Annotated in this window: 14 protein-coding genes and 2 pseudogenes; 7 read left to right on the top strand and 9 right to left on the bottom strand. The window is 52.4% G+C overall.

The window, feature by feature from the left end; translation table 11 throughout:
* Positions 1–16 precede the first annotated feature (16 nt).
* Positions 17–1135, bottom strand: a complete 1119-nt coding sequence (locus EL098_RS05505; protein WP_126355347.1) for an alkene reductase — start codon at positions 1133–1135, stop codon at positions 17–19.
* 108 nt (positions 1136–1243) lie between these two features.
* Between EL098_RS05505 and EL098_RS05500 the strand changes: the two genes are divergently transcribed.
* The gene (locus EL098_RS05500) at positions 1244–1837 is read left to right on the top strand and encodes an NAD(P)H oxidoreductase (RefSeq protein WP_126355346.1); all 594 of its coding nucleotides are present in this window, start codon (positions 1244–1246) and stop codon (positions 1835–1837) included.
* 199 nt (positions 1838–2036) lie between these two features.
* On the opposite strand, the gene EL098_RS05495 is transcribed toward EL098_RS05500, so the two are convergent.
* The 6 genes and pseudogenes from EL098_RS05495 to EL098_RS05470 all read right to left on the bottom strand — a co-directional run.
* The gene (locus EL098_RS05495; protein ID WP_126355345.1) at positions 2037–2537 is read right to left on the bottom strand and encodes a GlcG/HbpS family heme-binding protein; all 501 of its coding nucleotides are present in this window, start codon (positions 2535–2537) and stop codon (positions 2037–2039) included.
* Between the two features lie 69 nt (positions 2538–2606).
* A complete protein-coding gene (locus EL098_RS05490) occupies positions 2607–3026 on the bottom strand; it encodes a DoxX family protein (protein WP_126355344.1) in 420 nt (139 codons plus the stop codon).
* Between the two features lie 131 nt (positions 3027–3157).
* Complete coding sequence (locus tag EL098_RS05485) at positions 3158–4045, bottom strand: LysR family transcriptional regulator (RefSeq protein ID WP_126355343.1); 888 nt, start codon at positions 4043–4045, stop codon at positions 3158–3160.
* A gap of 219 nt (positions 4046–4264) precedes the next feature.
* Complete coding sequence (locus tag EL098_RS05480) at positions 4265–5074, bottom strand: GNAT family N-acetyltransferase (RefSeq protein ID WP_126355342.1); 810 nt, start codon at positions 5072–5074, stop codon at positions 4265–4267.
* Between the two features lie 523 nt (positions 5075–5597).
* Positions 5598–5741, bottom strand: a pseudogene (locus tag EL098_RS05475) (IS3 family transposase); the annotation flags it as partial.
* A gap of 80 nt (positions 5742–5821) precedes the next feature.
* Positions 5822–6097, bottom strand: a pseudogene (locus EL098_RS05470) (ATP-binding cassette domain-containing protein); the annotation flags it as partial.
* On the opposite strand from EL098_RS05470, the gene tesA reads away from it, so the two are divergent.
* From tesA to EL098_RS05455, 3 genes are read left to right on the top strand one after another with little or no spacing between them, the layout of a single operon-like run.
* Positions 6065–6691, top strand: a complete 627-nt coding sequence (gene tesA, locus EL098_RS05465; protein WP_126355341.1) for a multifunctional acyl-CoA thioesterase I/protease I/lysophospholipase L1 — start codon at positions 6065–6067, stop codon at positions 6689–6691. The pseudogene EL098_RS05470 and the gene tesA overlap by 33 nt on opposite strands.
* A gap of 31 nt (positions 6692–6722) precedes the next feature.
* A complete protein-coding gene (locus EL098_RS05460) occupies positions 6723–7493 on the top strand; it encodes an SDR family oxidoreductase (protein WP_126355340.1) in 771 nt (256 codons plus the stop codon).
* 58 nt (positions 7494–7551) lie between these two features.
* A complete protein-coding gene (locus EL098_RS05455; RefSeq protein ID WP_126355339.1) occupies positions 7552–8406 on the top strand; it encodes a co-chaperone YbbN in 855 nt (284 codons plus the stop codon).
* Positions 8407–8447: 41 nt separating this feature from the next.
* Here the strand turns inward: EL098_RS05455 and cfa are convergent, their stop codons facing one another.
* Positions 8448–9599, bottom strand: coding sequence for a cyclopropane fatty acyl phospholipid synthase (cfa, locus tag EL098_RS05450; protein WP_126355338.1), 1152 nt, complete (start codon positions 9597–9599; stop codon positions 8448–8450).
* A 241-nt stretch (positions 9600–9840) separates the two neighbouring features.
* Here cfa and EL098_RS05445 point away from each other — a divergent pair, with 241 nt between their 5' ends.
* Both EL098_RS05445 and EL098_RS05440 read left to right on the top strand, forming a co-directional pair.
* Entirely contained in the window at positions 9841–10755 is a 915-nt protein-coding gene (locus EL098_RS05445; protein ID WP_126358359.1) for an SPFH domain-containing protein, read from the top strand.
* The gene (locus EL098_RS05440; RefSeq protein ID WP_126355337.1) at positions 10752–11198 is read left to right on the top strand and encodes an NfeD family protein; all 447 of its coding nucleotides are present in this window, start codon (positions 10752–10754) and stop codon (positions 11196–11198) included. Before EL098_RS05445 ends, EL098_RS05440 begins: the two co-directional genes overlap by 4 nt.
* Here EL098_RS05440 and cueR read toward each other — a convergent pair.
* Positions 11195–11605, bottom strand: coding sequence for a Cu(I)-responsive transcriptional regulator (gene cueR / locus EL098_RS05435; protein ID WP_126355336.1), 411 nt, complete (start codon positions 11603–11605; stop codon positions 11195–11197). The genes EL098_RS05440 and cueR overlap by 4 nt on opposite strands.
* Positions 11606–11712: 107 nt before the next feature.
* On the opposite strand from cueR, the gene copA reads away from it, so the two are divergent.
* Entirely contained in the window at positions 11713–14217 is a 2505-nt protein-coding gene (copA, locus tag EL098_RS05430; protein WP_126355335.1) for a copper-exporting P-type ATPase CopA, read from the top strand.
* Positions 14218–14232: the final 15 nt, after the last annotated feature.

The raw sequence follows: 14232 nt of genomic DNA, 5'->3' as shown, positions 1-14232 counted from the left end.
GCAGCCTCACAAAAAATCAGGACGAATAACTGGGATAATCAGTATATCCTTTCCCGGTACCTCCATACAGGGAGGATTGATCCACGCAATTCAGTGGTAACCCTGCCTTAAGGCGTGCCGGGAGATCAGGGTTAGCGATGAATGCACGACCAAAGCCGAACAAATCCCCCCAGCCTTTTTTGAGCATGTACTCTGCTTTTTCACGCGTGTAGCGGCCTGAGTACATAATCGGAGAATGGAAATTTTCACGCAACCCAATACGAAAAGCTTCCGGCATCTCCGGACTATTATCCCAGTCTGCTTCAGCGATTGAAAGATAACCTACATCCAGCTCATTCATGATCTGCGCGGCGCGAATGTAGGTGGCGTATGGATCGCTTTCGACCAGGCCCAGATACACGCGCTCTTCATAAGTGCTGGAGAAGAGAGGGGCAAAACGCACACCAACCTGACGGCGTCCAAACACGGAGATAACTGCCTCTGTCACCTCTCGAAGGAAACGCAGTCGGTTTTCGAGCGAGCCACCATATTCGTCGTTCCGGAAGTTGGTATGCTCAGAAATAAACTGGTTGATCAGATAGCCATTGGCTGAATGCAATTCGACGCCATCAAAACCTGCTTTTTTGGCATTAACGGCCGCAACACGATACAGCTCAACAATCTCTTTCACTTCTGAGGTCGTCAGCTCACGAGGAACATCAGGTGACGTTAACATTCCGGTTCCGGGGCCTGTTTCAATGAACACCCTTACCCCTGTAGCCGCCACACCTGACGGTGCAATCGGGGGTTGTTTGCCCGGCTGAAGTTCATGGTGCGAAACACGCCCGACATGCCATAGTTGACAGAAAATAGTACCGCCTTCCTTGTGTACAGCATCGGTGACTTTTTTCCAGCCGGCAACCTGCTCTTCACTATAGATACCAGGAGTCCAGGCATATCCCTGACCACGAGGCTCAATTTGTGTGCCTTCCGTAATCATAAATCCTGCACTGGCTCGCTGCCGATAGTACTCCACCATTAGCTCGCCAGGAATATTCCCGGGCTGCTCGCTGCGGCAGCGTGTCAGCGGCGGTAAAGCAATACGGTTGCGTAGTTGAAAATCACCCAAGGTTAAAGGCTTAAAAAGCGATGACATAGATGTTGCTCCTTTGCGATAAAAGAAGCTATTGTATTTAAAGATTCAAATATGTAAATATGTAAATGTGTTTTTTTAACTCAACATAATCCTATAGAAGGAGATGCTATGAATTCCGTGCAACTTGTCTGGGCCCATCCCCGTGCCGACTCTCTCACTGCCCGTGTCGTGGACGCCATCCGACAAGAGTTGAAACAATCAGCCGTTCCGTTTACCGAAGTAGATTTATATCGCTCCGGTTTTGATCCGAGATTACAGCAAGCTGATGAACCGGACTGGGGAAATCCAGGTAAAAGTTATTCTGACGAGGTGATGAAACTGGCTGAAGAGGTTAACGAGAAGGACGTGTTGCTTTTCGTGTTCCCCACCTGGTGGGCATCAGTGCCTGCTATTTTGAAAGGCTACATAGACAGGGTATTTAACTACGGAATCGCTTACGGAGGGCGCCGTAAGCTCAATCCGAAATCCTGGCGGTGGATTGCGCTTGTCGGTGAGACGCATGAGGAGTTTTCCGTTGAACGCTCTGCTGACCAAAGCATGTCACATGTTTTGAACCACAGTATTGCCCGCTACTGCGGCGCCGAAGAGAGTGAAGTTGTATTTTTATACAATTCTCTTGGAGAGGGTGTGACAGATTTGCTTGCCCACCACGAATTACTCATTCAGCAAGCGCTTACCGCTGTACGTGAAGCGGTCAAATAGGCTCAGCCAAAGTGCCTTACGATTTAAGAGGCCGCAAAGCATAAAAATGGGGAATATATAAAACCGAAACCGAGCCTGTAAGTGATTCTGTGTAACTGCCACCGTATTAAAGGTGATCGCTCAGGCGATCACCAAACTCGATAATAAAATGAGCAGAGTTATAATTAAATATAAAGTATTACGTAAGTTACTGAAGTCATCATCCAGGCACCTTAGTAGCAGCCTCTGTCAATAAAGAGGCTATGGCAGATGCCTCAACCTCATCATCAGATGATGAAGGGGAGCCGGCAACGCCAATTGCACCAACAATTTTGCCGTGAAGCATTATCGGAATACCTCCCTCAATAGGGAGTACAGCGGGAAGATTCAAATAAGAATAACGCCCCTTAGTCAGCTGTTCTTCAATGAACTTTGTAGCTAAACCATAACGTGCTGCTGTCTGTGCTTTCCCAATTGAAGCATCCATCATACCAGGTGCAACACTCTCTGGCCGCATGGCATAGAGTAAATTCCCACCATCATCGACAACGGCTACGGCAAATAAATGGCTATTTTGCTTACTATGTGCATTTACTGATGCAAGGGTATGTTCTACCAGTTCCAGGGAGAGTACTGGTTTATCTGCAGCTGATGCAACAGAGATGCTTTTCATTACTAAAAAGGCTAAAACGAAAAATTTAAAAGATAAAATTTTTTTCATATTCACGACTCATTTCATAGCATCATGCATACTGTTAATGTAACTACTTACACTGTTAATAACGTTATTTTACCTATTAACTTTATCACCAATAGAAATTGGTTTTAGTGCAAATATTTCATTATGACTCAACACCAGGGTTAATAAGCAAATAATCCAGAGTGCCGGAAACTCCCAACCTCCATTAGGATTATTGAATAAAAAACCATTCTTCCAATGAACGTTAACAATGGCACCTAATAAATCTATTGTCATTAATAACGCTACCGGGCGAGCAAAGATACCGAGCAGTAAAGCCACCCCACCTAATAACTCACAGGCTATTACTATGTAAGCTAAAAAGCCAGGCAGTCCTAAGCTGGAGAAGTACTGAGCAGTACCTGAAGGTGTAAATACAAATAATTTCACCCACACATGGGTGAGAAATAATATTCCCATAGTTAAACGTAGAATCAATGTCGCGTATGGTGTCATGTCATATTTCATCATATTAAACCTTTATGTTCTGTCAGTAACGTAAAGATAAACCATCATTTGAGAAATGATTACCCCATCATCAGGGATATGATTATTACAGTTTTGATAATAATCATATCCCTGATGATGTATGCCTATAAATATTACAATCTATGTTTATAATGCTCGGCTAAAAAATCTACCAATGCGCGCACCTTGCCTGACAGCATACGAGCAGGTGGATAAATAATGTAAACACCAACGGTAGAAGCTTCCTTTTGTAAAACGGTTATAACTTCACCATTCCTTAGTTCAGCATCTGCTACAAAATCAGGAACACGAGTAATTCCCAGGCCGGACTTAACTGCAACCAGACAAGCCTCTGCGCTGGAAAAGCTAAGATGACCGGTGATTTTCACCGTATACGGATTCCCGATCCTATTGAACAACCAGTTAAACGGATCCTTGAAATTAGTATCCACAACACACCGATGATTTAATAAATCATGCGGAGTAACAGGCTCTCCGTTTGCAGCTATGTAAGCGGGAGAGGCGAGGCACAGGATGCGAGAATCATATAGTTTTCGAGATATCATACTGCTATCAGGGAGATTTCCGATGCGAACAGCTAAATCAAAACCCTCATCGACTAACTGCACCATACGGTCAGAGAAATGAACATCTAAATTAATTTCCGGATACTGATGGGCAAACTGGGTAAGCAAAGGAGTAAGCTGCGTTGACCCGAAAGAAATTGGTGCTGAAAGACGCAATCTGCCAGAGGGAGCAATCGCATTATCAAGGATCGCGGTATCCAATGAATCAAGTTCTTCAAGCAGTATCTTTATTTTCTCATAATAAACTTTTCCTACGTCAGTTGGAAAAAGTGCACGCGTGGTACGCTTGAAGAGCTGAACGCTTAAATAGTGTTCTAGCCTACTGATAAGTCGTGAAGCTTGCGCAGGGCTAGTTCGACGACGTTCAGCTGCTTTGGCGAAACTACCAAGTTCAAAAACCGCAATAAACATGCGATCACATTCCAGACGTTCCATCGAGTCCTCTTATATTTTCATAAAAACGTTCTTAGGAGGCTGCAGCAGGGAGATACCCATAAACCGCATTTTACTGCAGTTGCGGGGATTCAGGGGGCTAGTTTAACAGGTAGCTGAATGGAATAATTATGCCTCAAGGGTATTATTCAGTTACTGCGCAACACCACTAAGAGAAATAATCTAGTATTGTGGTCAGATTTATTTGACCACAATATATTTTTATTTACTTGCAGTATAGAAATTAATTGCGGCCACTTTTTTCAAACCAATCCTTTCATAAACAGGTGCTCCAGCTGCCGTCGCGTGAAGTGTTGCACGACGTAGACCTGTATCTTTACCACCCTCAAAAAGCACTTTGCGCGTGATCGCATTCCCATAACCCTTTCGTTCGTGTTCAGGAGATGTCGCAATCAAGATAACAAACAGACATCCATCCGCTACAACTGCGGCTCCTGTTGTAACTGGCACTCCGTCCTTAAGACCAAGATAAGCATAAGTATTTTCTGTCCAGAATTTAGAATTAGCGAATCCAGGCTTGATCACCTCCAGAGGGAAACCATAAGCTCGGCAGTTAATTTCCGCATAAGCCACCATTTGTTCTTCAGTTGTTACCCGCACAAACTCCAGGTCGGGGTGGGATGGTTCTACTTCCAGCGGAAGAATATCTCCAGCCATGCCGAAACCGGAGAAAGCAAGGTCGAGCCCTGCTTTTTGTGCAATTGTGGGTAAATTAAGGCGAACAGAAGGCTCTACTAAATCCTCAAAAAACCACAGGAAACCAAGGTGATTATGATTACGTATATAATCAGCTGATTTGCTTAACGTATTTTCCAGATGCTCAGGATCAACGCTAGGTTCGATGTTGGTCAAAGCATTCCAAAATGGAAAGGGATTGTCTGCCCATAGAATCATCAGGTTCTGGTCATCACGAACCTCGCCTGTTCCACGATCCTTAACACACATTTCCCACACAGTTGTGAGTTGTTTGACAGACTGAAGCGCATCCGCATCCACTTGATAGTTATGCATTTTTATTGTCTCTACTGAATTTATTGTTGGTGATTAGCATGTGCCATAACACGTAGAGCAAGATATGCGTAGAGTAAGCTATTGATCCACAGAATTTATCTGTATTTAGTCGAAAAAGAGTAAACAGCTGCCAGAGGATATATTATATATAATTAACAACTGTAATTGTTCAGCATAGACAGATAATCGATTAAAAAATGGCGCTAATCTTAAAGCAAACTAGCGCTAAGTAAGAATATCGTAAGCGATAAGAGGGTCCTTGCCCTCCTTCACAGCAGTATCTACTGCCGCAATGATGGCTAAACTTTGACCTGAAAAAAGTAAGAAGAATATCTTCTCTGAAGTAAAAATCACCCACATCGGTTATCCAGCCCGACAGTAGCGAATGGCTCAGTGCTTCCCTCTTACCGAAGAATTATCCACCTGCTTCTAATTCATCACTTTCTCACTGAAGCTCCGAAAGCTTGGGTTGCGCACGTCCAGATCAATGTGGGGGAGCCGGTTGATCCTACACACGTAATGTGAACACGATGGTGCGAATTATTTCCCTACTGGCAAAGCGTTCCCCATGAATACATCCCACCTTCAGTGAGTAGAAAAATCTCTCCGCGCACGCATTATCGTAGCCGTTGCTTCTGGCGCCCATGCTGCAGCGCAGATTTTGCCTGCCAGACGGTGCGCGCCGTAGCGTTGTTTCACACGGGCAAAAGCGTTACTGCCGACGCTGTCGCCATCCTGGCGTAAACGCTGACGAGCACTGATGACGCTGCCCTGTTGCATATTGGCTGAATTCGCGAGCAGCAGCGGCTGCCCGCAAAGGTGAACTTCGCCGTCCGTGCCGTCATCAAGCCCGGCCAGAATCGCCAGCAGCGTGGACTTGCCTGAACCCGACTCGCCAATCAGGGCGATGGTTTCCGCCGGTTTGACAACCAGCTCAACTCCGGTAAGGATGGAAAGCTCGTGTTCTCCCTGACCCACGGACTTACTAAGATGATGAACTTCAACAATGTTTTCCGCTGGCATTTGCCCTTCCTGTTTCTGGCTTTGATGACCTTCCGCGCCGCCGCCGCGGACACGTTATTGATATTAGGCGATAGCTTAAGCGCCGGTTACCGTATGGCGGCTACCAGCGCCTGGCCCGCGCTGCTGGATACCAAATGGCAGCAGCAGGGAACAAAAGTCGTGAATGGCAGCATCAGCGGTGATACCGCGGCACAGGGCCTGGCCCGCCTGCCCGCGCTGCTAAAACAGCATCAGCCCCGCTGGGTATTAGTGGAGCTTGGCGGCAACGACGGCCTGCGTGGGTTCCAGCCTCAGGAGGTTGAAAAAACCCTTAAGCAGGTCATCACCGACGTGAAGGCCGCCAATGCCCAACCGCTGCTGATGCAAATTCGCCTGCCAGCCAACTACGGACGCCGCTATAATGAGGCGTTTAGCGCTATTTATCCGCAGCTTGCCAAAGAGTTTGATATCCCTCTGCTCCCGTTCTTTATGGAGGAGGTGTATCTGAAACCGCAATGGATGCAGGATGACGGCATTCACCCTAACCGTGATGCTCAGCCGTTTATCGCCGACTGGATGGCGACGCGACTGGCTCCGTTAGTAAAACACGACTGACAAATAATCGGGGCGCCCCTCGGGTAAAGTTATGCAAAAATCCGTTTTAATTACAGGCTGCTCCAGCGGTATTGGCCTGGCCAGCGCGCAGGAGCTAAAGAAGCTTGGCTACAAAATTCTCGCCGCCTGCCGCAAACCGGAAGACGTAGAGCGCATGAATCAGCTTGGTTTTACCGGCGTTCAGCTCGATCTCGATGACCCGGAAAGCGTCAAACGCGCCGCCGCCGAAGTGATTGAAATCACCGGCAACCGCCTGTATGGCCTGTTTAATAACGGCGGCTACGGCGTTTATGGGCCGCTGAACGCTATTTCCCGCGAACAGCTTGAACAGCAGTTCTCCACCAATTTCTTCGGTACGCACCAGCTCACCATGCTGCTGCTCCCCGCGATGCAGCCTCATCATGAAGGCCGCATCGTGATGACCAGCTCGGTGATGGGGCTGATTTCCACGCCGGGACGTGGGGCCTACGCCGCCAGCAAATATGCGCTGGAAGCCTGGTCAGACGCGCTGCGCATGGAGCTTCGCCACAGCGGGATTAAAGTCAGCCTGATAGAGCCCGGCCCAATCCGCACCCGTTTCACCGATAACGTCAATCAAACCCAGAGCGACAAGCCGGTAGAGAACCCGGGGATTGCCGCAAGGTTTACCCTCGGCCCGGAAGCCGTGGTGGCGAAAGTGCGCCATGCCTTTGAAAGCCCAAGGCCAAAACTGCGCTATCCCGTCACCGTGGTGACTCACGTGATTACCGTGCTGCGCCGCCTGCTGCCGGCGTGCGCTATGGACAAAATTTTACGCAGCTGAGTTGAAGTCACGGCCTCAGCCCCCATGTAAAAAACAAATGCTTAACAGAGAATCGCCCATGTCCGCAGAAAACATTATCAACATTACCGAAGCGAACCTGCACCAGACGCTGGAACAGTCCGTGGCGAAGCCCGTGCTGTTTTATTTCTGGTCTGCCCGCAGCCAGCACTGCGAACAGTTAACGCCGGTTCTGGACAGGCTCGCAGCCCAGTACAACGGCCAGTTTATTCTCGCCAAAGTTGACTGCGATGCAGAGCAGATGGTGGCTTCGCAGTTTGGTCTGCGCTCCATTCCGACCGTCTATCTTTTCCAGAATGGCCAGCCGGTTGACGGCTTCCAGGGGCCGCAGCCGGAAGAAGCGATTCGCGCCCTGCTCGACAAAGTGCTGCCGCGTGAAGAAGAGCTGAAGGCGCAGCAGGCGGTGGAGCTGATGCAGGAAGGCAAACACGCCGAAGCGCTGCCGCTGCTGAAAGAGGCCTGGCAGCTCTCCGGCCAGAACAGCGAAATCGGCCTGCTGCTGGCGGAAGTGCAGATTGCCCTGAACCGCAGCGAAGACGCCGAAGCGGTGCTGAAAACCGTGCCTCTGCAGGACCAGGACACCCGTTATCAGGCGCTGGTTTCCCAGATTGAACTGCTGAAACAGGCAGCCGATACGCCGGAAATTCAGCAGCTGCAGCAGCAGGTACAAAACGAGCCGGATAACGCCCAGCTCGCCAGCCAGCTCGCGCTGCAGCTTCATCAGGTTGGCCGTAACGAAGAGGCGCTGGAGCTGCTTTATACCCACCTGAAAAAAGATCTGGGTGCCGCCGACGGCCAGGCGCGTAAAATGATGATGGAAATTCTGGCCGCGCTGGGCACCGGTGACGCGCTGGCATCAAAATACCGCCGTCAGATTTATGCCCTGATGTATTAATACGTTTAAAAACGAACAAGGCCGGAAATTCCGGCCTTTTTTTATCGGTAAACGCGGATCCCGCCGTCCACGCCATTCGGACTCAGCAATACCTGCCAGAGCTGAATATTCCGCGCGCGAAATGCGCCCGCACAGGCGTTCAAATAATAGGTAAACATCCGCTTAAAACGCTCGTCATAATTACGCGAGATATTCGGCCAGCAGCGGAGAAAGTTTTCGTACCAGGCCATCAGCGTTCTGTCGTAATCCGCCCCGATATTGTGCCAGTCTTCCATAACAAAATATTTTTCACTGGCGCTGGCGATGTGGCGCACCGAGGGTAAACAGCCGTTGGGGAATATATACTTATTGATCCACGGGTCGACGTTTAAATCCGTTTCATTAGAGCCGATGGTATGCAGCAAAAACAGGCCATCATCTTTAATATTACGGGCCGCAACTTCAAAATAGGTGTTGTAGTTTTTCGGCCCGACGTGCTCGAACATGCCTACCGAGACAATGCGGTCAAATTTACTGTTGAGGTCGCGATAGTCCTGCAAAAGAATGTTGACGTCCAGCCCACGGCAGCGATCCTGGGCCATTTTTTGCTGCTCTGCCGAGATGGTCACGCCGACCACCGACACGCCATACTCCTGCGCCGCAAACTGCGCCAGGCCGCCCCAGCCGCAGCCGATATCCAACAGCGTCATGCCCGCTTTCAGCTGCAGTTTTTCGCAGATCATATGCAGCTTATTGCGCTGGGCAGAGGCGAGATCCGCCGCATCCTTCCAGTAGCCGCAGGAGTACTGCATATAAGGATCGAGCATCGCGGCAAACAGATCGTTACCGATATCGTAGTGCTCCTTGCCGACTATCCAGGCCCGTTTGCGGGACTGCAAATTAAAGACTCTGGCCCCGGCAATACGCAGCAGGTCAGAGAAATGCTTCGGCATTTTGCTGTCCAGACCGTGGCGCAAAATATGGGTGAATAAAATATCCAGCCGGTCGCAGTCCCACCAGCCGTCCATATAGCTTTCGCCCAGCCCAAGAGAACCTTCCTGTAATATTCGCCTGAAGAAGTCTGGATTGTTCACCCGAATATCCGCCGGGCCATTGCCGTCAATTTCAATCGCCAGCGGGGAAATTAACTCTTCCACAATCTTCTGCCAGTGGCTGTTATTTGTCTGATGCTGCGCCGCTATTATCGTACCCATTGCTTCCTCACCGGGATAAATGTCCTTGCCAGGAGATAGCCGCAAAAAAGGCGGTTACCGAAGGTTCGATCTTACGCCGGGCCGTCTCATGCGTGAAATGAACTTAACCCATGAAAATCATTCCATTTAGGCATAATCAGAGACGGGAGCGGCAATATATTCTCAACGGACGCCGGGATGTTGCTGAATGTTTCAGCTTAAGCGGGTAGACTGAATGCAAAACAAACAGGAGGTGTTTTTAATGCTTATCGTGATCCCCGTATTAATTCTCGTGGCGCTGGTGATTGTGGCGGCCGGGGTAAAAATCGTGCCTCAGGGCTTCCAGTGGACCGTCGAGCGCTTTGGCCGCTATACCAACACCCTGATGCCGGGCCTGAATCTTGTGGTGCCATTTATGGATCGTGTGGGCCGCAAAATTAACATGATGGAACAGGTTCTCGACATCCCTTCCCAGGAAGTGATTTCGAAAGATAACGCCAACGTCGCCATTGATGCCGTGTGTTTTATTCAGGTGGTTGACGCCCCGCGCGCTGCCTATGAAGTCAGCAACCTTGAGCTGGCGATCATCAACCTGACGATGACCAACATCCGTACCGTGCTCGGCTCGATGGAGCTGGATGAGATGCTCTCCCAGCGCGACAACATCAACACGCGCCTGCTGCACATCGTGGATGAAGCCACCAACCCGTGGGGCATTAAAATCACCCGTATCGAAATCCGCGACGTGCGCCCACCGGCTGAGCTGATTGACGCGATGAACGCCCAGATGAAGGCCGAGCGTACCAAGCGTGCCTATATTCTTGAGGCCGAAGGTATTCGCCAGGCAGAAATCGTTAAAGCCGAAGGTGAGAAACAGTCGAAGATCCTGAAAGCCGAAGGTGAGCGCCAGTCCGCCTTCCTCGAAGCGGAAGCCCGTGAACGTAGCGCCGAGGCAGAGGCCCGCGCCACGCAGATGGTGTCCGAGGCGATAGCGAAAGGGGATATTCAGGCGGTGAACTACTTCGTTGCCCAGAAATACACCGACGCGCTGCAGCAAATTGGTTCTTCCAACAACAGTAAAGTGGTCATGATGCCGCTGGATGCCTCCAGCCTGATGGGCTCCATTGCCGGGATCAGCGAACTTATCGCCCAAAGCGGCAACGAGCGTAAAAAATGATCGACAGCATACTGGCGCACCCACACGTCTTCTGGCTTGCGCTCGGCGGACTGCTGCTGGCGGCGGAGATGCTTGGCGCCAGCGGCTATCTGCTGTGGAGCGGCGTCGCGGCGGTGGTAACCGGCCTGCTGGCCTGGCTGCTGCCGCTGGGCTGGGAAATTCAGGGCGTCTGTTTCGCCCTGCTGACGCTGGTTGCCGCCTTTCTCTGGTGGCGCTGGCTTTCCAGCCGTAAGCAGCAAATTCCGGGCGAAGTGCTGAACCAGCGTGGCCAGCAGCTCGTTGGCCGCCGTTTCCGTCTTGAAGCGGCGCTGGTCAACGGCCGGGGACATGTTCGCGTGGCCGACAGCAGCTGGCCGGTCACCGCCGATGAAGATCTCCCGGCGGGCTGCGAGGTTGTGGTGCTGGCCGTGGAAGGGATTACGCTAAAAATCAAAGCGGTTTAGTTTATCTCGTGGCGATGGCAGCAGCCGGAAAGATTGTCGATAATTGGGCAGTCGGCGCCGTCATCGCCAGGGCAGGCCTCCGCCAGCGTCAGCAGATGCTGGCGCATATTCTGCAGTTCGACAATGTGCCGTTCAATGTCCGCGACTTTCTGCAAAGTGCGCGCTTTTACGTCCGCGCTGTGCCTCGCCGGATCGTTAAACAGGCTCACCAGCTCCTTGCACTCTTCCAGATTAAACCCGACCTGCCGGGCCTGGCGCAGCAGCGTCAGCTCATCGAGATGCTTTTGCGTATAGCTTCGGTAGCCGTTGTCGGCGCGAAACGGCGGCGTGACCAGCCCTTTCTGTTCGTAAAAACGAATTGCCTTGCTGGTCAGCCCGGTTTTTTTTGCCACATCGCTAATATTCATTTTTCCTCCTTGACCTTCCCCTTGATGGAAGGTTTAACCTTCATCATAGTTAACCGAATCCTCCTTTCGGTCAATATTTCACCTCACCATCATACAGGAGTCTCGTGATGTCACACATTGTGGATCTGAATCTGGATGGCCTGACCTGCGGCCATTGTGTTAAACGCGTCAAAGAAAGCCTTGAGCAGCGTGCGGACGTTGAGCAGGCCGAAGTCACCCAAACCCACGCCCGCGTCACCGGCAGCGCCACGCCGGAAGCGTTAGTGGATACCGTCAAGCAAGCGGGATACGGCGCGGAAGTCGCCAGCCACCCAAAGGCTGAACCGCTGGCAGAGTCATCAACTCCGTCGGAAGCACTGACAGCGGTCGCCCCTTCGCTTCCGGCAGCCTCTACCGAGGATGACAGCCAGCAGCTGCTGATCAACGGTATGAGCTGTGCCAGCTGCGTCTCCCGGGTGCAAAATGCCTTACAAAATGTACCGGGCGTTAGCCAGGCACGGGTTAACCTTGCGGAGCGCAGTGCGCTGGTAATGGGCACCGCCTCCGCAGAATCGCTGGTCAAAGCCGTGGAAAGCGCTGGCTACGGCGCCGAAGCGATTGAAGACGACCAGAAACGCCGTGAGCGCCAGCAGGAGACGGCTAACGCCGCCATGAAGCGCTTCCGCTGGCAGGCAATTGTCGCCCTCGCCGTCGGGATCCCGGTGATGGTCTGGGGCATGATCGGCGACAACATGATGGTCACCGAGAGCAACCGCTCCCTGTGGCTGACCATCGGTATGATTACCCTTGCGGTAATGATCTTTGCCGGCGGCCATTTTTACCGTAGCGCCTGGCGCAGCCTGATGAACCGTGCGGCTACCATGGATACGCTCGTCGCCCTCGGCACCGGCGCGGCCTGGCTCTACTCGATTACCGTGAACATCTGGCCGCAGCACTTCCCGATGGAAGCCCGCCACCTCTACTACGAGGCCAGCGCGATGATCATCGGCCTGATAAACCTCGGCCATATGCTTGAGCAGCGCGCACGTCAGCGCTCCTCTAAAGCCCTTGAACGCCTGCTGGACCTGACGCCACCGACCGCGCGAGTGGTGACGGAAGAAGGCGAGAAAACCTTACCGCTGGCGGAAGTCACAGCCGGAATGACGCTGCGCCTGACCACTGGCGATCGCGTGCCGGTTGACGGCGAAATTAGCCAGGGCGAAGCCTGGTTCGATGAAGCGATGCTGACCGGCGAGCCGGTGCCGATGCAAAAGTCGAACGGCGACGGTATTCACGCGGGGACCGTGGTGCAGGACGGCAGCGTGCTGTTCAAGGCCACGGCAACCGGCAGCCACACCACGCTGTCGCGTATTATCCGCATGGTTCGCCAGGCGCAGAGCAGCAAACCGGAAATCGGCCAGCTTGCCGATAAAATATCGGCCGTATTTGTGCCGGTCGTGGTGGTTATTGCGCTGATTAGCGCCGCCATCTGGTACTTCGTCGGCCCGGCGCCGCAAATCGTTTACACCCTGGTCATCGCCACCACGGTGCTGATTATCGCCTGCCCTTGCGCATTGGGTCTTGCCACGCCGATGTCGATTATTTCCGGCGTGGGCCGCGCCGCCGAGTTTGGCGTTCTGGTTCGCGATGCCGATGCCCTGCAGAGAGCCAGCACGCTGGATACCGTAGTTTTTGATAAAACAGGCACGCTGACCGAAGGCAAACCGCAGGTGGTTGCCGTGGAAACCCGCTCCGGCGTGGATGAAGTGCAGGCGATACGCCTTGCGGCCGCGCTTGAGCAGGGTTCAAGCCACCCGCTTGCCCGCGCCATTCTTGAAAAAGCGGGCAGCTCGACGCTGCCGGAAGTCACGTCCTTCCGCACTCTGCGCGGACTTGGCGTCAGCGGCGAGGTCGACGGGCATAAACTGCTGCTGGGCAATAAAGCGCTGCTCGACGAGCAGGGCGTAGAGACGGAATTACTCTCGGCCAGTATTGATGCGCAGGCCCGCCAGGGGGCCACGCCGGTTCTGCTTGCCGTAGACGGCCAGCTTATGGCGCTGTTAGCCATTCGTGACCCTCTTCGTAGCGACAGCGTTAGCGCCCTGCAGCGCCTGCATCGCAACGGCTATCGGCTGGTGATGCTCACCGGTGATAACCCGGTGACCGCCAATGCCATCGCCAAAGAGGTCGGCATCGACGAGGTGATCGCGGGCGTGCTGCCGGACGGTAAAGCTGACGCCATCAAACAGCTGCAGCAGCAGGGCCGCCAGGTGGCGATGGTGGGCGACGGCATTAACGATGCCCCGGCGCTGGCGCAGGCAGAAGTGGGCATTGCAATGGGCGGCGGCAGCGACGTCGCCATTGAAACCGCGGCCATTACGCTGATGCGCCACAGCCTGGTGGGCGTTGCGGATGCGCTGGCCATCTCTAAAGCCACGCTGCGAAACATGAAGCAAAACCTTATGGGCGCCTTCATCTACAACTCCCTTGGCATTCCCATTGCCGCCGGCGTGCTGTACCCGCTGACCGGCACGCTGCTCAATCCGGTGGTTGCCGGAGCCGCGATGGCGCTCTCCTCCATCACCGTGGTCAGCAACGCCAACCGCCTGCTGCGCTTTAAACCAAAAGATTAATCCCTCTGCGGCCTG

It is taken from the genome of Cedecea lapagei (assembly GCF_900635955.1).
Taxonomy (GTDB): domain Bacteria; phylum Pseudomonadota; class Gammaproteobacteria; order Enterobacterales; family Enterobacteriaceae; genus Cedecea; species Cedecea lapagei.
This window is presented reverse-complemented; position numbering and strand designations above follow the sequence as displayed.

What these genes read in the sequence shown, in the direction of transcription:
- EL098_RS05505 (WP_126355347.1), bottom strand. Translation starts at nt 1,135, where the DNA reads ATGTCATCGCTTTTTAAGCCTTTAACCTTGGGTGATTTTCAACTACGC.
- EL098_RS05500 (WP_126355346.1), top strand. Translation starts at nt 1,244, where the DNA reads ATGAATTCCGTGCAACTTGTCTGGGCCCATCCCCGTGCCGACTCTCTC.
- EL098_RS05495 (WP_126355345.1), bottom strand. Translation starts at nt 2,537, where the DNA reads ATGAAAAAAATTTTATCTTTTAAATTTTTCGTTTTAGCCTTTTTAGTA.
- EL098_RS05490 (WP_126355344.1), bottom strand. Translation starts at nt 3,026, where the DNA reads ATGATGAAATATGACATGACACCATACGCGACATTGATTCTACGTTTA.
- EL098_RS05485 (WP_126355343.1), bottom strand. Translation starts at nt 4,045, where the DNA reads ATGGAACGTCTGGAATGTGATCGCATGTTTATTGCGGTTTTTGAACTT.
- EL098_RS05480 (WP_126355342.1), bottom strand. Translation starts at nt 5,074, where the DNA reads ATGCATAACTATCAAGTGGATGCGGATGCGCTTCAGTCTGTCAAACAA.
- tesA (WP_126355341.1), top strand. Translation starts at nt 6,065, where the DNA reads ATGATGAACTTCAACAATGTTTTCCGCTGGCATTTGCCCTTCCTGTTT.
- EL098_RS05460 (WP_126355340.1), top strand. Translation starts at nt 6,723, where the DNA reads ATGCAAAAATCCGTTTTAATTACAGGCTGCTCCAGCGGTATTGGCCTG.
- EL098_RS05455 (WP_126355339.1), top strand. Translation starts at nt 7,552, where the DNA reads ATGTCCGCAGAAAACATTATCAACATTACCGAAGCGAACCTGCACCAG.
- cfa (WP_126355338.1), bottom strand. Translation starts at nt 9,599, where the DNA reads ATGGGTACGATAATAGCGGCGCAGCATCAGACAAATAACAGCCACTGG.
- EL098_RS05445 (WP_126358359.1), top strand. Translation starts at nt 9,841, where the DNA reads ATGCTTATCGTGATCCCCGTATTAATTCTCGTGGCGCTGGTGATTGTG.
- EL098_RS05440 (WP_126355337.1), top strand. Translation starts at nt 10,752, where the DNA reads ATGATCGACAGCATACTGGCGCACCCACACGTCTTCTGGCTTGCGCTC.
- cueR (WP_126355336.1), bottom strand. Translation starts at nt 11,605, where the DNA reads ATGAATATTAGCGATGTGGCAAAAAAAACCGGGCTGACCAGCAAGGCA.
- copA (WP_126355335.1), top strand. Translation starts at nt 11,713, where the DNA reads ATGTCACACATTGTGGATCTGAATCTGGATGGCCTGACCTGCGGCCAT.